The organism is Sphingobacteriales bacterium, assembly GCA_016700115.1.
Taxonomy (GTDB): Bacteria; Bacteroidota; Bacteroidia; order Chitinophagales; family UBA2359; genus UBA2359.
In genome coordinates this window covers 5,280,535-5,298,737 of the sequence record CP064999.1, presented here as the reverse complement: position 1 = coordinate 5,298,737, position 18,203 = coordinate 5,280,535, and the positions used below count along the sequence as shown (strand labels likewise).

The 18,203-nt window shown below is 38.0% G+C and carries 18 protein-coding genes and 1 pseudogene; 5 read left to right on the top strand and 14 right to left on the bottom strand.

From position 1 onward, the window contains the following. Nucleotides 1-369 precede the first annotated feature (369 nt). The 10 genes from IPM47_19005 to IPM47_18960 all read right to left on the bottom strand — a co-directional run bounded on the left by IPM47_19005 (nucleotide 370) and on the right by IPM47_18960 (nucleotide 7,899). Entirely contained in the window at nucleotides 370-1,143 is a 774-nt protein-coding gene (locus tag IPM47_19005; protein QQS28903.1) for a hypothetical protein, read from the bottom strand. Nucleotides 1,144-1,245: 102 nt separating this feature from the next. Then, nucleotides 1,246-1,497, bottom strand: a complete 252-nt coding sequence (locus IPM47_19000) for a hypothetical protein (GenBank protein QQS28902.1) — start codon at nucleotides 1,495-1,497, stop codon at nucleotides 1,246-1,248. A gap of 2 nt (nucleotides 1,498-1,499) precedes the next feature. Next, a complete protein-coding gene (locus IPM47_18995; GenBank protein ID QQS28901.1) occupies nucleotides 1,500-1,745 on the bottom strand; it encodes a hypothetical protein in 246 nt (81 codons plus the stop codon). 57 nt (nucleotides 1,746-1,802) lie between these two features. Beyond that, entirely contained in the window at nucleotides 1,803-2,006 is a 204-nt protein-coding gene (locus IPM47_18990; protein QQS28900.1) for a hypothetical protein, read from the bottom strand. Further along, entirely contained in the window at nucleotides 2,003-3,436 is a 1,434-nt protein-coding gene (locus IPM47_18985; protein ID QQS28899.1) for an AAA family ATPase, read from the bottom strand. Before IPM47_18985 ends, IPM47_18990 begins: the two co-directional genes overlap by 4 nt. Next, complete coding sequence (locus tag IPM47_18980) at nucleotides 3,429-5,105, bottom strand: AAA family ATPase (GenBank protein ID QQS28898.1); 1,677 nt, start codon at nucleotides 5,103-5,105, stop codon at nucleotides 3,429-3,431. Before IPM47_18980 ends, IPM47_18985 begins: the two co-directional genes overlap by 8 nt. A 78-nt stretch (nucleotides 5,106-5,183) precedes the next feature. Next, complete coding sequence (locus tag IPM47_18975; GenBank protein QQS28897.1) at nucleotides 5,184-5,465, bottom strand: tyrosine-type recombinase/integrase; 282 nt, start codon at nucleotides 5,463-5,465, stop codon at nucleotides 5,184-5,186. 518 nt (nucleotides 5,466-5,983) lie between these two features. Continuing rightward, nucleotides 5,984-6,979, bottom strand: a complete 996-nt coding sequence (locus IPM47_18970; GenBank protein QQS28896.1) for a hypothetical protein — start codon at nucleotides 6,977-6,979, stop codon at nucleotides 5,984-5,986. Nucleotides 6,980-7,222: 243 nt separating this feature from the next. Next, nucleotides 7,223-7,360, bottom strand: coding sequence for a hypothetical protein (locus tag IPM47_18965; GenBank protein QQS28895.1), 138 nt, complete (start codon nucleotides 7,358-7,360; stop codon nucleotides 7,223-7,225). Nucleotides 7,361-7,512: 152 nt separating this feature from the next. After that, nucleotides 7,513-7,899: a hypothetical protein gene (locus IPM47_18960; GenBank protein ID QQS28894.1), complete on the bottom strand. Its 387-nt coding sequence runs from the start codon at nucleotides 7,897-7,899 to the stop codon at nucleotides 7,513-7,515. Between the two features lie 522 nt (nucleotides 7,900-8,421). On the opposite strand from IPM47_18960, the gene holA reads away from it, so the two are divergent. Beyond that, nucleotides 8,422-9,429: a DNA polymerase III subunit delta gene (gene holA / locus IPM47_18955; GenBank protein QQS28893.1), complete on the top strand. Its 1,008-nt coding sequence runs from the start codon at nucleotides 8,422-8,424 to the stop codon at nucleotides 9,427-9,429. Nucleotides 9,430-9,501: 72 nt separating this feature from the next. Beyond that, nucleotides 9,502-10,275, top strand: coding sequence for a 3'(2'),5'-bisphosphate nucleotidase CysQ (cysQ, locus tag IPM47_18950; protein ID QQS28892.1), 774 nt, complete (start codon nucleotides 9,502-9,504; stop codon nucleotides 10,273-10,275). Here cysQ and IPM47_18945 read toward each other — a convergent pair. Together IPM47_18945 and IPM47_18940 are read right to left on the bottom strand one after the other, a co-directional pair. Then, complete coding sequence (locus IPM47_18945; GenBank protein ID QQS28891.1) at nucleotides 10,272-10,766, bottom strand: hypothetical protein; 495 nt, start codon at nucleotides 10,764-10,766, stop codon at nucleotides 10,272-10,274. The two genes, cysQ and IPM47_18945, sit on opposite strands and share 4 nt — an antisense overlap. A 55-nt stretch (nucleotides 10,767-10,821) precedes the next feature. After that, nucleotides 10,822-11,607 (bottom strand): class I SAM-dependent methyltransferase, encoded by a 786-nt coding sequence (locus IPM47_18940; GenBank protein ID QQS28890.1) that lies wholly within the window; start codon nucleotides 11,605-11,607, stop codon nucleotides 10,822-10,824. 354 nt (nucleotides 11,608-11,961) lie between these two features. Here IPM47_18940 and IPM47_18935 point away from each other — a divergent pair, with 354 nt between their 5' ends. From IPM47_18935 to IPM47_18925, 3 genes are all read left to right on the top strand, one after another. Next, entirely contained in the window at nucleotides 11,962-13,119 is a 1,158-nt protein-coding gene (locus tag IPM47_18935) for an FAD-binding oxidoreductase (protein QQS28889.1), read from the top strand. A gap of 71 nt (nucleotides 13,120-13,190) precedes the next feature. Then, nucleotides 13,191-14,216, top strand: a complete 1,026-nt coding sequence (gene ribD / locus IPM47_18930) for a bifunctional diaminohydroxyphosphoribosylaminopyrimidine deaminase/5-amino-6-(5-phosphoribosylamino)uracil reductase RibD (GenBank protein ID QQS31530.1) — start codon at nucleotides 13,191-13,193, stop codon at nucleotides 14,214-14,216. Between the two features lie 244 nt (nucleotides 14,217-14,460). Beyond that, nucleotides 14,461-14,970, top strand: coding sequence for a glutathione peroxidase (locus IPM47_18925; protein QQS31529.1), 510 nt, complete (start codon nucleotides 14,461-14,463; stop codon nucleotides 14,968-14,970). Between the two features lie 169 nt (nucleotides 14,971-15,139). Here the strand turns inward: IPM47_18925 and IPM47_18920 are convergent. Both IPM47_18920 and IPM47_18915 read right to left on the bottom strand, forming a co-directional pair. Continuing rightward, nucleotides 15,140-16,663, bottom strand: a pseudogene (locus IPM47_18920) (IS1634 family transposase). Nucleotides 16,664-17,048: 385 nt separating this feature from the next. Continuing rightward, nucleotides 17,049-18,146 (bottom strand): hypothetical protein, encoded by a 1,098-nt coding sequence (locus tag IPM47_18915; protein ID QQS28888.1) that lies wholly within the window; start codon nucleotides 18,144-18,146, stop codon nucleotides 17,049-17,051. Between the last annotated feature and the right edge of the window lie 57 nt (nucleotides 18,147-18,203).

Genomic DNA, 18,203 nt, shown 5'->3' with positions numbered 1-18,203 from the left:
CTACGAATGGTAGTCTGTGAAAAAACCTATCACAAAAATACAAAGATATTTTAAGCCGTAACAAAAAATGCTTAATTTTAAGCTATGGCATACTTACAAGCAAGACCCCACCGGCAGATGTAAATAATCTGTTTGGAGAGCAGCTTCATAGCTGATAACCCTGTGTGGTTGATTGATGCTTTAGTTGAACATCTTGATTTGTCAAAATCGGGTTAATAACAAATCAACAAAATCCTTTAATTTGATGGTAACGTTTTTTTTAAATCGGGTATTTAGTGGTTTTTGAGTAGTTGTGTAATGGTTATCCGTGTTATGCCTTTGTGCATCTTTCATTAAGGTTTTTTGTTAAATTGGATAACCGTTTTTTCTTCACTCTTGTTTTATTACCCAAGGAACCTCTCCATACTTTTGCATATTCTCAAATGCTTTCTTTGCTACCATTTGCAGAAGTTGATTTCTCAAACTTTCCCAAAGTTCTGTCGTGAAATAGCCGATTTTAATTTTTGAACTGTCGGTGTTATTTAAGAAGTCGAATTTTTTCTGGTCTTCGTTTAAGTCAAATGAAAAAATGAGCATATACTCATTGAGAACAAGTTGATACGGATTTTTAATTGAAGGATTAATAAATAATGTGTTACTTGTCTTGTCATTAAAACTGTCTGCGGTAAAAAACAGAAATGGAAGTGTTGGAAATGATTTTGTGAATTGTCCAATGTTATTTAGCAAATCTTGTTGCTTGTCATACTTATATGAGAAAAGTGTTGTCCGAAGAATTTCGGATTCGTCAGTGTTTAACGCAAAATCTTTACAGAGGTCTGTTGCTGAAATATGACAACGCCAAATAATGGAATAAATAAAAAGTCGAAAAATTAGTGGGTGAATTTGTTCACAAACTTTCCAAGTAATACCTCCCTGATTTTGATAAGTGCTGAATTGTTGAATATGTCTAATATCCCAAAGGCGATTGTGTAACCTTGTTGCAATGTATGTTTCTAAAACACAAAAATACTGTTCGCAACTGTCGCAAAGAATAAAATCTTCTTTAGGGGTGTCTTGCGAAAATTCGGGAGCTTTATGTGCTCTGTCTGAACCAATTATATAACCTCTTTTAACCTTATTTTCACCCAAAAGAGATTTGGTCATGAACTTAGGAATAATGTGAGAGTTTTCCTTTGTCGAATTGTTCTGCTGGCAAAGTAAACATATAGAAGTTTCAGTTCTCATTCGGTTAAATATATTTCAATATTATCTTTCACCTCGTCCAAACATTGAAAAAGGAATTGCCAAAATTAAATGTGCTAATGCAATGTATGCGTAAGTGTCATTTTCGCCAAACATTTTGAACATCCAATAGAGTTCACCCAAAACAGGAAGGAATAAAGTTAATATTCCTCCAAAGAAACCGCCTTCAGTAAAGGCGATAATAACAGTCCAAATGTGCGTGATGATTGCTGTAACTGCGAACACACCGTAAAGAGAAACGAAGATTGCTTTCATATTTATTTTTGTTTAAGAGGAAATGATTTTATTACGAATAATGCTCCGCAAATTAGGTCTATTACCATCCATGCGGCTTTGTCATTTAGATAAACAGAAATTAAAGGATTTAAAAGTATTGCAATGATACCAAATGAAATCGTCCAAAAGTTTAATCCGTTTTCAAACTCTGCTACTACCACACTAACTGCACCGATTGTCACCAATATTCTTAAGAAAGTGTAATAACCAATAGGAAGGTCTGCCATTCCTAAAAAGAGTAGTCTTGCACAATGAAGTAATAGTCCTTTACTGATGTCGTCACTTTAATAGTTTCGTTTTTTGCACTCATTTTTGATGTTATCAAAGTTGACATAACATAAGGCATAACGTTTCGCAGATTTGAGATGGGCGGGATTTTTGCCTCCAATGTTGATGCGGAGTGCAAAACTTTCGGCTACCACTAAACTGTCTGCGAAGCACGAAACCCCTCCTATTGCAAATGTGCTGTTACCTGCTGGGCATTTCATTTGTATGGGTTCAAAGTTGATTTGTTAGTAAATACTATCAGACGTTTAGATGCGCGAGTCATGGCAACATATAAATGTTTTGGGCATTCAAATTTATGCGCATTTAATATTGCTACTGTGTCAAATTCCAATCCCTTTGTTAATAAAGTTGTTCCTATGCATCTTCCATAAATTTTCCTTCCAATCCTCCTAGTTTGGTTTCTTTTGTTATTCATAGATTCAAAAACAGATATTTGCTGTAACTCCGCTTCTTCTATAGCTTTGCACAATGTTTTAAATAACTCTTTTCTGTAACATTTAATCTCCGATAGATTTTTTACGTCTCTTAATAATTGAGCGAATTTAAAAAATGAGAATTCCTTTTCGAACGAGTTAATTTGAGTTTCAATAGATGTCAGTTGAGCTTTATCTTCTGGTCTATTTTTCTTTTTTAATCCCTTCTCATTAAACCAATTGTCGACTCCAGTTTTATTGAATATTTTTTTGCACAAAGCAACTAGATTTATGCGGATGTTCTCTTTTGTAATCAAATCGGCTTCCTTAGCCAAAGTATAGAATTCCTTATCATCAATAGATTCCACCAATGTAAATCCATTATTGAATGTTTTAATTATCTTTAATCTAGGGTAAACACTAGTTGAATCTGGATGTAATAAAAGCACACTTTTCTCTTTCAATAGCTTTCTTATTTGTTGACAATAGTTGGTCATTGGGTTATACAAATCCTGTTCAGTGATCAATTTCAATTCTATTGAAGAATATTTAGTTAAATCAACTTCTTTCTTGCCAATAATATCTTCTCTTATGCTTTTCAAATCAGCACCTAACGCAGCATTATTCCCATTCAACCAACGTTGCGGTTTATCTAACTCATATTTTGCGTCAATAAATCCTTTCATTGCTAATGGATCATTCAAATCAACAAGTTGCTCTTCATTAAAGCCAAATATTCCTTGAAGGAAATCACCTAGAATATGAGTTGGGAGTATTTCTGCAAGCGAAAGAACTAAGTTATGTTGGCTAACAATACAATCTTGATATTCATCAACAAACAAACCTTTATAGGTGTTAAAAATAATTTGTCGTATTGGTTTGAGTTTAAAAAGAGTAATCGCCTTTTCAATAATAAATGGGTAATATAATTTACTATCTTCTTGATTTGGCAAATCATTTCCAGTATAAAAGGCTAAGACATACTTTTGTGCAAAACTTGTAATTGTTTCTACTTCAAAAATGGAATTTGGTATTCCTTCCTTTTTAATTTTTTCTTTGATTGAAGCGACACCAGCATGTGTATGAGTCAGAATAAGTTGTTTCTCTTTATTTTCAATATTCTTAAGACATTCCGCAATAGTATGTGTTTTGCCAAAACCTGCTGGAGCTATTAACATACTTTTTTCCTTGGAGATAAATTCAATATAGTTAATCATTGTCTATCCATTTAGATAGTTCTTCAATCTGCATTTCAATTCTTTTCCCTTTGGATTCAGCCAGATATTTGCAACATATTTTTCCGAGAAATTCGCCATGATCTGTTCTTTTAAACCATGATTTTTTCTTTGCAGTATCCCCTAAAACTTGTCTGATTTCTTTTGTATCAGTTTCAATCCAATTGCTAGGTAATTCACCATGTTTTTTGAAACCAGATTTAACACTATCTTCTATTGATTCTTGTAGTTGTGAAATTTGGTAATTAATTAACTCTTTAATTCCATCCCATGGTAGATCAAGAAATATTTGATTTTCTGTTGAGTTGTCGACTTCACAATCAACTACAACAATTCCGCTATTTCTAAGGCCTTCTTTTTGTAGATTGATTTCGGGAACATCAGAATCGCAAAAAAGGCAAACGCCATAACCTGCCTTTAAGAAACCATTTGCATATCCAATTTGAGTCGAGCCATTCCCATTAGCAAAACGAACACCTAAAAATGCAACGTTATTTTTCCCTTTTGAAACCCTATGCTCATTTAAACTCCTGCAGATTCCAATTTCCGTGGGCCCTTCACATATTAAAACACGGTCAGAAAAAAAAGCCTCTGGATTACCTCTCAAGCAAGCTTGAAGGGATGAGTCAAAAGAATAAAGATTTGAGTTATCCTTTTTTACTCTGAATATGTCTTGTGCTGCTAATTCTACTATCACATCCCGTGAATGGGTTGTAATGAATATTTGTCCTTTATTTTGACTTTTTAGAGTTTTTGCTAAATGTTGGGCTCTATCTGGTTCAAGGCCTTGTTCAATTTCGTCAATCAGTAATATGCCTCCTGTTTTTGCAAGTTCGGTCTGTATTGCGATTGAAATTAGCCTTTTTGAACCTTTGCCTTTTTGTCTAAAAGGAACTGTGTTTTCATGCAAACAAATCCTTCCATCTTTTATTGATATGTCTTTGAAATCAATTGTTGTATTTATATCACTGATATCAACACCCAAGGTGGATGCTGAAAGCTTAATTTTCTCCACAACGCTGTCAAGATGACTAAACGCAGTTGAATCTATTTTTTCTTTTGCTTCTCTAAATGCATCAATAATAACATTAGTTTTTTCAGTAGTCGTATCTTCTTCTTTTAGCAATGAGTATAGTGGATTTCCTTTACTCCATGAAAAATGGCGATCAATATAATCAGAAACTAAAAAAACATTAAGGCTAGCCCTATCATTTGCTCTAATTTCTATTGTTTGCTGGGTTTCTCGACCATTTATTACAAACCACTTGGGTTCTAGATTTTTGTCGACTATTAGTTTAATTGTAAGAATAGTCTCATGACTATCTTCAATTTCATCATGAATCAAATCTGTAGCTGTGTCAAGTCCACGAATAAAAAGTCCGAATTTAGACTCTTGAATGAGTGTGTTAGGTAAATCGCATAATGAAACTTCTATCTCAATTGGATTGGTTATATCACCATTGAAAAAATCTGTGTCATAAAAAGTTAAATTCCAGCTAGGTGAAAGAACTGCTGAAATTGCTTCTAGTATTGAAGTTTTACCCGAATCACCGCGACCAATAAGACAAACAAAATCTGTCTTACCAAATACCTGCTCAAAACTTTTTAGTCCTTTGAAATTTGAAATTTTGAGAGTGTGAATTTTTGCCATGTTGTTAGTTCTTTGTGTTGTCTTTGCCTTTCAGGTAACATCTACTTATACGCAAAAACCTGCGCAATTTTTAGTTTTTTACTTTAGCAAATTATCCAAAGGGCTTAGCACCCTTTGGATAGTTCGATTGCATATATGGGTATATCGTTCGGTAGTTTTAGAGCTATTATGCCCCAAAAGTTCCTGAATGAAACGTATATCTGTACCTGCTTTATGTTTTGCTGCTTGAAATATAGCTTGAATACACTTTGTACTATACTGGTCGTCAAACTGCCTTTCAAACAGCCTTTTTAGGTTAGTGTATGAAGTAGCAGGAACATACTCGTTTTTGTACAAAACCGGAAAAATCTGCAAGGACATCCTACTTTGGATTTATTTGTTAGTACAATATTGCAAAATTATACTTTTTAATTTAAATCTGCAATACTTCAAACTTTTAATTTAAACCTTTTTTTACAGGTGTAACATGTATTGTTTACCTTCCTGTTACCACAGTCGGAATACGGAAAAGAATTTAATCTAATGAAGGTTTGCAGCGTTAATCTTGCAAACCCTTCTAACACAGATGAATAAACAAAGGGGGATTCTGCTGTTATAACGCCTGTTTTTTTTCCATACCAAACTTTAAACCACTCTTCAATAACTTTTTATATCCCAAGCTATTTTTCTAATCAGTATGGACACCAATCAGCAAAAGCCTTTTATTGGAAAGCTACGGTTTTTTAAAATCGGGTATATAGTGTTTTTTGAGTAGTTGGGTAACAGTTACCGGTGTTATCGGCTGCCCTTCTGTTCGTCCTTAGAGGGTCAGCCCAATTATTGAATACACTAGGTTCTAGGATATTTAAACATAGTCAGTAAAGTTAAACATTGTCGGATTACTTCGGAACATAAACTGAAAGGGTGTTGCTAATTCTTTTTAAGTCGCAAGTTGCGATGAGTTTATTTTTTTCTGCTTCATCCGATACAGGATAAAATGTGTCAAGCCGCCTATAAGAAACATTGCCTCGTCCTTTTACGGATTTTATTTTTTCACTTGTCCAAATCAAGTAGTCAGTTCCGTTTTGATGAAAGCCGATTTTGTCAATGCCTTTGCCTTGTAACAACTTTGAATTATCAATGTCGTGAAGTATCTCTTTGAGTTGAACGCTAAGTATTCTTGGCTTGAAGTCCTCGTTGTGAAAAGTTTTTCCTGTATTGTATTGCTTCATAATTTGAGCATAGTGTCTGTTCAAAATATGTATCAAACTGTATTCATTGAACTCAATTTGAATTGAATTGATTTCTAAAACCAAGTCCTCAGGTTTTAATGTCTTAAAAATTTCAAGGGCAATGCAGTAAATATATTTTGAGTGCAGAAGAATTGCTCTTTCCTTAAAAATGTAAACGAAAGAACCCTTACACAAATAACCAATAAGAACCTCGGGAAGTTTATATAGGTTTTTCAATTCTTTTCTTGACTCTGTTGAAATTTGTTGGAGCAATTGGTCACTGTGATTTGTCTTTAGAATTATCAATTTCCACTCGTCTGATTTATTATATAGATATTGAAGGTCTGTTTGTGCTTCGTTAGGTTCAACCTTGTAAAATGACATACCTTTTACTTTTTGATACAAGCTTACTCCAGTCAAGTCGTGGAAATAAGTTAAGTAAAGAGATTTGAACTTATAATTGTCGCAACAAGAATAATCCTCCCAAGTACCATCGTCAAGGTGGGAAATCTTTACTGCCATACAAAAGAATTCCTTTTCGTGTTCTGTCAGACTTTCTTGTTTAATAGCTTTCTCTTTAAGAACCTCAAAAATTTTTCGTAACCTGATTTGCTCTTCTACACTATCGTTTTTTAATTGTAGTTCGTCAATTTCAAAAGCCATTATAGTCTCTTTTTTTTTGCAGTCAGTAACAAATTTGCGTTATCGTATTAGGGTTGCACCTAACATCTGTTTAAACGTAACTTTAGTGTAAACAACCCCAAACATGCGTTTATTTCTGCCTTATCCGTAGGGTTTGTCAACTCCCAAAAACAATATAATGTCATTTTCGAAAGAGCAAACTTTGGATTTACCTAACTGATAAATTGGACTTTATATAATGCAAGCAAAGTTAAACATTCAACATTAAATATCCAAACTATCTAACTGATTATTAATTTGGTCAAACCCTTTAGTGGTTAAGTAGGTATAAATTGCTGTGATTTTAGAACTTTCGTGTCCCAATATGACCTGAATGAAGCGCAAATCTGTTCCGTTTTCCAAGAGATGAGGCGCAAACCATTGGCACCAAGTATGAATGTTTACTTTCTTTTATCCCTGCTTTTTTCAATTTTCCTGAAAAAAAGCCATTCCTTAGGCTCGCATTCCTTAAATTAAGTTCGCAACAGGTCAAGGGTTTTGATAGAGAGCAACTTTTAGCGGTCTTTTCTTACTTTACCCAAGCAGTTGAGCATAAAATATTCAATGCCTGTATAGTCATTTCTCCTGAAATTGTTTAAAAAAGAGGGGTAAAAAGTGAAGATGGTCATGGAAAAGTTAAAGATGGTCATGGAAAGGTTAAAGATGGGCATGGATAGGTCAAAGATGAGCATGGAAAGGTCAAAGATGGGCATGGAAAGGTCAAAGATGAGCATGGAAAGGTCAAAGATGGGCATGGAAAGGTTAAAGATGGGCATGGAAGGGTCAAAGATGGTCATGGAAAGGTTAAAGATGGTCATGGAAAGGTCAAAGATGGGCATGGAAAGGTCAAAGGTGGTCATGGAAAGGTCAAAGATGGGCATGGAAAGGTTAAAGATGGGCATTGTTAGTTTTTTTAGGAGGAAATGCCCTAAATGGCTATTTTATAGTGATTTTAATCTTTATAATATTCAGTTCCGAAGGCGGTTCAGCATTTTCTGTTTCCGCACGATTTACCGCATAAAGGGCATAGTAATTCGCAGCGTTTTTTAAAAATCCCCTTTGATTTAGCCTGATTTGTTCTATCCTCACGTTATTTTAAAATTGAATACAGTGTCAAACAGGGTTGGAAAAGCAATTTTAGCCTCGCATTTTAACAGCGTTAAACTGACATTGGCCGGCAGGATAAAACACAAAGTCAAAACAGGGGGCAGTTCGTTATCTATAAAGACATCACAGCTACGCTTCCTTTTTCAGCCTTAGCCTATTTTCTCTTTATAGGGTAAAGAAGAATGACCGGTTTTTAACAAATTCCCTGATCGCGGCATTTTTTCGCGATATGCCCAAAAAAACAGATTATTTTTGCCGGATTGAATGAATTATAGTTTGGTTGAAGCCCCCGGCACCACTTTATTTAAGGTTAAATTATGACTTTTGAAGAAATCAAGCGCGAACTGCGTGCGAAAAATTATCGTCCGGTGTATTTGTTGCAGGGAGAGGAGACGTTTTTTATTGAGCGTTTAATCCGGCTTTTTGAGCACGATGTTCTGAGCGATTCAGAAAAGGAATTTAATCTGATGGTGGTGTATGGAAAAGATACAGATGCCGACAATATTGCGTCTATGTCCCGTCGTTATCCGATGATGTCGCCTTTTCAGGTGGTGATTGTAAAAGAAGCTCAACAGTTGGCAGATATTGAAAAGCTTGAAAAATATGCCAGAAGTCCAATGCCGACTACCTTGTTGGTGTTGGCTTATAAAGGTAAAACCATCAGGAGCAACAGTAAACTGGCAAAAGCTATTCTGCATACCAACGGGGTAATTTTTGAATCCAAAAAATATTACGAGAATCAAATACCGGCATGGATTCAAAAATATATGCAGGCCAACCGGTTTCAAATCAATCCGGAGGCATGTGCCATGTTGGTAGAATATATGGGAAATGATTTGGGGCATATTGCCAACGAATTAGACAAGCTGATGCTTAACCTGCCCCCAAACACGACGGTCAGTCAACAACATATTGCCGATAATATCGGGGTAAATAAAGAGTATAATGTTTTTGAGCTTCAGGATGCCGTTGCAAACCGTCAAACCACCAAAGTTTTCAGAATTGTGGATTATTTTACCGCAAACCCTAAAGCAGGACCTTTGGTGTTGCTGATTGGCAGCCTGTACCGTTTTTTCAGCAAACTCTATGTTTATCACCATGTTCACCGGCAACCGGAAGCGGCGGTGCTGAAAGCTATGGGACTCAACAGTGCCTGGGCATTGAAGGATTTCAAAGCCGCAATTCCCAATTTTCCGGTGGATAAAACCCGGAAAATTTTAGAACTGCTATATACTTATGACCTTAAATCGAAGGGTGTTGATCATGTTGGCGGACAGGATGGGGAATTGATGAAAGAACTCATGATTCAGATTCTTTACGGATAAACCCTGTTCAAAAAATCTTGTAGTTATCCCGATTTCAACTTATACATCCCTCTTCCAAAATCCACTTAAAAGATGACAGAACAAATTGACCTAAATTATCTGCTTGAATTGGTAAAAGAAGCCGGACGGGCGATTATGGAAGTTTATTCCCAAACATTTGAAGTAATTCAAAAATCGGACGATTCACCCTTAACCCTTGCCGATACCCGCTCTAACCAAATTTTGGTAGCAGGATTGATTCAGAAATATCCGCATATACCTGTTATTTCGGAAGAAACAAAGCTCACCGGTTATTCAGACCGAAAGAATTGGGAAACCTATTGGCTGATTGACCCTTTAGACGGCACTAAGGAATTTGTCAAACGCAACGGGGAATTTACCATCAACTTAGCGTTGATCAGTCATCAAACACCCGTTACCGGAATAGTCTATGTTCCGGCACAAGAACTGACTTATTATGCCATCAAAGGGAAGGGGAGTTTTAAACTTGAAAAAGGGAAGCCGCCTGTAAAACTCAAAAGCTCTCCGGCTGAACTTGGGAAACCGGTATTGACTTTTGCCAGCCGTTCACACCGAAATCAGGCAACCGATGATTTTATTCAGGGGCTTGTTAAAAAATATGGTGAAGTTACCGTAATAGGTGCCGGCAGTGCTTTGAAGTTTTGTTTTGTGGCAGAAGGCAAGGCTCATTTTTACCCCCGCTTTTCACCTTGTATGGAATGGGATACCGCTGCCGGTCATATCGTGGCGACAGAATCCGGAGCTACAGTAGTGCAACCCGATGGCAGTCCTTTGATCTACAACAAGGAAAATTTGTTAAGCCCCAGTTTTATTGTCAGTGCCTAACCTGCCAAACCGGTTTCTTCCAAAAAACTGTTTTTAACAGCAATATCTTTTATTTCGTTTGACATATCTATTGAAAGTTGCCGGTAGGCGTGAGCTTCATCGGGTTGGTTGCCGGTTTCATAAGCTGTTCCTAAGGCATCAAAAATATAAGCAAAAGCGGCAGGTTGGGACAAAACAGCTTCTCCGCAAAGCCCGCGTCCCTTTTCGGCATAGTGTTCTGTGTTTTCCTGTTGACCGAGAACTGCATAAGTTTTGGTCAATAACCATAGACCACGCACAAGATTAGTTAAATTATCTGTTTTTTGGCTGTGATAATAAGCAGCATGGGTGCAATGTTTCAGTTCTTCTCTTTGTTCTGAACTCAGGTCTGTATGTTTGAGCAACAGCAATGCTTCAGAAAGGCAAGAATTGGCAAAAAACTCATGGATATTTGGTTGGTTCAACTCGGAACCGAAGTGGTTGGTCATTGCAAAATCTTTATCGTGGGTCAATTGGCCGCAAATTTCACTTTTTTCTGTCAGTAATGCAAGTTACTTTTTCCGGTATTTAAAAATACAGTTTGAAATGCTCCTTAGCTTGTTCTGTTCTAAAAAAAACCAGCCCTAACCGGAAAAGGTCTATGGTCAGTGTTACTTTAGGATGATGTTGAATCTGGTTCCAAACCAAAGTCATATCCTCAGACCAGTAAATATCGTCAAAAATGAAAACCGAACCGGTATGGGCTTTGTCCAGACACCAGTTAAAGTATTGAAGGGTAGGGGCGGCACGATGATTGCCATCAAAAAAAACAAGGTCTAATTGTGAGATTTGGGAGAGTAATTCGGGAATTTTATCTTCAAATCTGCCTGTTATCTGTTGAATGTTGCCGGCTTTCATCAGTTCAAAATTTTTTCCTGCGAGTTTAGCGGTCTGCGGGCATCCTTCAATGGTAAGTATTGTAGCATGATGATTAGCAGATGCCAGATACATCGTGCTGATGCCCAAAGAAGTTCCAAGTTCCAGAATGGTTTTTGGTTGCAGATGATTGACTAACCGGAACAACATTTGCCCTGCTTTTGGTGAAACAGAAGCATTTTTTGCGATTTCCCTGATTTCCCGGAGCTTGCTCATCACCTTCGACCCTGAACCAAAGTCGGTTACTTCAACTACCTTTTCAGAGGACAATAACCGGCTTCTCAGGGTTTCAATTGCTTCAAAGGCATAGAACTGCCTCCGGTCATATATCACCTTTTCGCATAACTCATACACAAAAGGAGAGTGGATATAGTACTTGGTTCGGGCGGTTAATAAATGTTTCAGATATTGCAACACCTGATGCCGTCTGCCTTTCACTTATGCTTGTTTTTTGTCAGTAGAGGAGAATGTCTGCAAGATAGAAAGGATAGCGGTAATTTGCCAAAGTGAATCAAAACAAAAAATCAACCCTTGAGAACCCGTGATTACCGGCAGAGCTATCGTTTCGGTCAGATGAATCGAAATTCCGGAAAATTCAGGCAATGGCTTCCTACAAAATCTTAAGGATGCAGCAATATTTGTACCATTGAAACTATTTCCCATCTGCTTCCAGTACAGGAACTATCAAAGCAGCCACTTTTCACTTTTAGTTTTTCACTTTTCACTTTCAGGCTTTTCACTTTCAGTTTTTCACTTTCAGTTTTTATCTTCGCACTGCTAAAGATAAAGTGTATGATCAGTTTTTGGGAGCGCGAGAGTTTTATCCGTTATGATTTTATAGTTATCGGTAGCGGGATTACCGGTCTTTCTGCTGCAATATCTTATTCCGAAAAGTTTCCTGCTTCGAAAATATTAGTATTGGAAAGAGGTATTTTTCCTACCGGTGCCAGTACCAAGAATGCGGGGTTTGCCTGTATTGGAAGTCCGACCGAACTGATTGCAGACCTTCAAACCATGTCCGAACCGGAGGTGGTAAATTTGGTGAAGCTCAGGTTTGACGGATTAAATCTGTTGCGCAGCCGTTTGGGAGACAAAGCCATAGATTATCAGGCTTTGGGAAGTTACGAGATTTTGAGCGAAAAGGAGTTATATTGTTTAGACAAAATTGACGACCTGAACCGGATGTTGTTTCCTGTTTTACAGAAAAATGCGTTCAGCGTTGCCGGTACAGAAACTGTCAAAAGGTTTGGATTTAACCCCGGGTTTGCCCGTTCGTTGGTCATCAATCATTGTGAAGGTCAGTTAGATACCGGAAAAATGATGAAATCGCTATTGTTACTCGCCCAACAGAAAGGGATAACCATCATCAACGGGGCTGAGGTTGTTGCATTTTTTGACGACCTCTCAGAAACCGGCGGGGGAGTCAGAGTGCTGGTAAATCACAATTTTTTAGATACTACGGTTACCTTCTATGCAAAAAAAATAGCAATATGCACCAATGCCTTTGCCCGACAGTTGATTCCCGATTTGTTGGTTGAACCCGGCAGAGGGCAGGTATTGGTAACAGACCCAATACCCAATCTTCCGTTTCAGGGCATCTTTCATTTTGACTGCGGGTATTTTTATTTCCGCAATTTTAACCAACGAATCATTTTTGGAGGAGGGCGAAACCTGAATTTTGCCGCCGAAACTTCAACAGAAATGAAAACCACTTCTCAGATAATCACCGCCTTAGCGCAAAAACTAAAACAGGACATCCTGCCCGGAATACCATTTTCAATAGACACAACCTGGGCAGGCATTATGGCCTTTGGGCCGGACAAAGTTCCGATTCTAAAAAAGATTAGCCCCAATGTAGCTATCGGGGTCAAACTCAGCGGCATGGGAGTGGCGATCGGAAGTCTTTTAGGAAAACAAATGGTGGACTTGTTTTCCGGTTCAACACTTTGATTTATTAATATGCTAAAAAGTTTACGGTACCTTTGATGATGACAACTGACCTGTTAAGCGACCGGCAATATATGCGGCGTTGTCTTGATTTAGCGGCTTTGGGAATGGGAAAAACAGCACCCAATCCGATGGTAGGTGCTGTTTTGGTCTATGATAACCGGATAATCGGGGAAGGATACCATCAACAATACGGGAAAGCACATGCCGAAGTAAACGCCATTCAATCTGTACCCATCAGCCAACGGCATCTGATGGAGCACTCTACCCTATATGTCAGTTTAGAGCCATGTTCGCATTTCGGAAAAACTCCTCCGTGTACCAATTTGATTATTCAACACAAAATTCCCCGCGTGGTTATTGCCTGCGCTGACCCTTTTCCCAAAGTTTCAGGCAGTGGAATAAAACAGTTGCAGGAGGCAGGTGTACAGGTAACTGTCGGGATATTGGAGGAGGAAGCAAAACATCTGAACCGAAAATTTATGACCTTTCATACCCAACAATCCCCCCGGGTCATTTTGAAATGGGCGCAGACTTCGGATTTGTTTTTTGCCAAAACTTCGGACAGACAAACCTGGATCAGCAATGAGTTTTCTAAAACATTGGTACATAAATGGCGAAGCGAGGAGCAGTCTATAATGGTTGGATATAATACAGCCCTGACCGATAACCCGCAATTGAATGTCCGCAACTGGTTTGGCAGTTCACCCATGCGCATTGTTTTGGACGAACATTTAACTTTGCCCAAACATCTCTGCCTTTTTGACCAAAGTATTCCGACCCTGGTAATTACAGGAAGCAGTCAGCCTGTCCAAACATCATCCGGTAATTTAAGTTTTTTCCAAACCCCGTTTGACGAAACACTCCTGCCGGAAATTATAAGTTATTTATACCGGCATGGGATTCAGTCGCTCATGGTCGAAGGAGGAAAATATCTATTGGACACATTGATTTCTCAAAACCTATGGCATGAAGCCAGGATTTTTACCGCGCCTCAAAGATGGGGAACCGGAATTCCTGCACCCCGGCTGCCTGAATCCGCTGTTCTGCTTGATGATACCATGATACATACAGACCGGTTACAAGTTTGGGAAAATTGAGTTCAGGCTATATGAAAAACCATTAAAGTTCTTCAAATCAAAACTTCCCAAACCGAAGGAAATACCCTGTTTTCCAAACAAATCCGGGATTCGTGTGTTTTCTTTAAAAAAAAATAACAGAATGGGCATGTTGAATAAATTATTTGTAGGTGCTTTTGCTTTGCTTTCCATTGTCGGATGTTCAAAAGCCACAAAACCCGGTAACGCAAGGTCATCGTCGGGCAACTCAACGGACAACGATTTAATGGCACAAAATGGAACCGGATCGGGGATTGCTAAAGTGTCTTTTTACGATTTTAAACTGAACGGAATAGATGGTACGCCGGTAAGTTTTGAAAAATTCAGAGGTAAAAAAGTCTTATTGGTCAACACGGCTTCAAAATGCGGATTAACCCCTCAATACAAGGAGTTGGAAGAACTTAACCAAACTATGGGAGATAAAGTGGTGATTTTAGGATTTCCATCTAATGATTTTATGTGGCAGGAACCGGGAAGCAATGAAGAAATTGCAGCATTTTGCGAAAAAAACTATGGGGTAACCTTTCAAATGTTTGAAAAAATATCAGTGAAAGGAAAAAATCAACATCCCCTGTATCGCTTTTTATCCGACAAATCGTTGAATGGATGGAATGATGAAGTGCCAACGTGGAACTTTAGCAAGTATCTGGTAGATGAGAACGGCAACTTGGTTAAATTTTTCAAGCATAGTGTAACGCCAATGAGCGCAGAAATTGTCCGGGCTATTGAAGAATAAACTATCTTTTCCGCCATGTTTGATATGATGACCTGTTCAGGGTGCTTGTGTGGTTATTCATCCGGTAAGGTGTGATTAGCCTGACCGGCTTAATACAAACACCGGCATCTTTATACCGGATAGGTTTTTTTCCTGTTTTGTGCGTTGGGACACCCAAGTTGGAAATGGGTTAAATTTTGAGGTTGAAGAGGTTGATAATGTCTTCTTGCTGTTGTGTTTTAATGAGCAGTCTTGTATAAGTAGTGTTTGAATAAGGTGTTTGTATTCCTACTTTGTAGATTGTTTTAATAATATCAATTGCTTTTTCAGCAGAGTAGTTTGCTTTTTTTTCAACCAATAATCTTTATAGTTCCTTGTATACTTTGCAAGCAGCAAAGGATATGCAGATGTGGGCTTCTATTCTTCGTTTCAATCTGTGAAATATTGGGCGGATTTGCAAATCGGACTTTGAAATTCTAAACGTTTTTTCTACATGCCATAGTTGGCTGTATTGATAGATTACTTCTTCTTTTGAGAAATCGGTATTCGTAACATACCCCTTTAATCCATCCCACTTCCCATCATCGGCATATTTCTCGTAATTGATTGTAACATTAATGTTTCCGTCCACTTGCAAGTATTTGTTATAGCCACGATTGTTGATATGCTGTTTGCTTAATTTTCCGGACTTGATGGACTTTTCTAACTTTTCCAATCCCCGCTTTCTGTTTTTAGCATCCTTGTGTGCTCTTGCCCTTTTATACCCCACTATTAATCTTTCATTATCTGTCATGGGGATCACAAGACTTTCATGATCTTGTAAGGTCAGGCTTAATATTTGTTCAGTAACTTGGTTATTCATATTCTTGATCCGGGCACCAAGTATATACTGGTATTGGTGTTTTTTTAACAAAGCAATATTGTTTTTAGACAATAACCCCGAGTCTGCCACCACAACCAATTTATCAGCGGTGTATTTGGCTTTAAAGTGATTGACAACAACAAGCAAGGTATCTCCTTCGTATTTATTGCCTTCAAAAATCTCATAATCCAAAGGATATCCATTTTGGCTGACTAATAAACCCAAAACAATCTGTGGGTGTTGATGTTTGCCGTCTTTGCTGAACCCTGTTTTGCGCAAATCATCTTCATTGGATATTTCAAAATAAAGCGTAGTAACGTCATAAAAAACAACAGATAACTTACCCCCTACAAGTGAAAGAGTATGTTGCAGGCTTATGTTTTTAATCAATGCCATTTGATTGGTATGCATCTTGTCCAAATACCTGTATATGCTGTAAACACTACACGACATCCCTTTATATTTGAATAAATAATCGGTCGTTTTGAGCTTGCTGACAGGATATACAATCCTTGTAATAACTAAATGTCTAAACCATTCGTCTTGTATAGCATTAAAGCCAATTTGGTCAAAAATTTTGCCCAACAGTAACTCCGGACCAACCAGACTCATAGAATCTAATGACTGCAAAAAAGTATCTACAAAAGTTAATTCTCTAGACTTATCAAAAGGAATCAAACTCTGACCTCCAACTGTTGCTATAATTTTTTTAGCTTTTGATATTAAGAATTCAACTTCTATTGGATCATCAGAACAGCCAACCGTTTGATACAAAACATACTTTCCCGTAGATTTGGAGATAATTTGTATACTCTTAGAGCCACTTTTGTTCTTTTTACACCTGACAAACATAGCTCCAAAAGTACAAAAACACCGCTAAAAAAACAACGGGACACCCAAATCGCAATCTCAGATCCAACAATAGCAAGGCTTCCAGAGGATTGTTGAGAAGAACCGCACAAAACAGGAGAACGGCAACTTGGTTAAATTTTTCAAGCATAGTGTAACGCCAATGAGCGCAGAAATTGTCCGGGCTATTGAAGAATAAACTATCTTTTCCGCCATGTTTGATATGATGACCTGTTCAGGGTGCTTGTGTGGTTATTCATCCGGTAAGGTGTGATTAGCCTGACCGGCTTAATACAAACACCGGCATCTTTATACCGGACAGGTTTTTTTGAAGGCAACATTACAAAAACCCTGCTAATGGCAGCTTGAAACTTTAACAGGTTTTAAACTATCTGACACGTTTCCGGCGGTTTCGCTCGTAATCCTGAAATATAAACTCGCCCAACTGATCGAGGTTTGAATAAAAAGCCTTGCCCTGATTGACTTCGGTAAACTCCTGCACAAATTTTTGGAGGTAAGTGTCGGAGGCTATCATGAAAGTAGTTACGGGTATGTGTAGTTTGCGGCATTGAGCGGCAAGGTTCAACGTGCGGTTAATGATTTTCTTGTCTAACCCCCAACTGTTTTTATAATACTGCATTCCGATTTTCAGGCAGGTAGGTTTTCCGTCTGTAATCATGAAAATTTGCTTGTTTTTGGTTTTGCGCCGGCGAAGTAAGTCCATCGCCAGCTCTAAACCCGCTACGGTGTTGGTATGATAGGGTCCGACCGTAAGGTAAGGCAAATCTTTGATATTGATTTGCCAGGCATCGTTTCCAAAAACAATAATGTCGAGGGTGTCTTTAGGATATTTGGTGGTGATCAGTTCGGCAAGTGCCATTGCTACCTTTTTGGCAGGGGTAATCCGGTCTTCGCCGTATAGTATCATCGAGTGAGAAATATCAATCATCAGCACCGTTGAGGTTTGGGTTCTGAACAAATTTTCCTGAACCTCTAAATCGTCTTCGGTGAGCGAAAAGTTTTGGATGCCGTTTCTGATTTGTGCGTTTTTGATAGAGTCGGTCATAGAAATCTGGTCGAAACTGTCGCCAAACTGAAACTGCCGTTTTTCGGCGGTTTGTTCATCGCCTAAGCCACTAAAACTGGTGGAATGGTTTCCCCGGTTGCTTTTTTTCAACTTTCCAAAAATTTCATCCAAAGCCCGTCTTCGAATGGTTTGTTCTGATTTGGGAGTTAGTGAAAATCTTCCATCGGCAGGGTTTTCCTGAATATACCCGTTCTTTTTCAGGTCTTCAATAAAATCTGCCATTCCATATTCGTCGTTTGTCAGGTTGTGTTTGCGGTCTAACTGGTGCATCCAGTCTAAAGCTTCTGCCACATCACCGGAGGTGTAATTGAGGAGTTGCAAAAACAAATCGAGCAGGCGTTCAAAATCACTACGCCCGTCTTCTTGAGGTGTATATTTGAAAAAATGGTAACCGCTCATGGCAAGAGATAAGTTTTGTGAAGCACTTCATGACAAAGTTAGCATTAAAAAAACAGA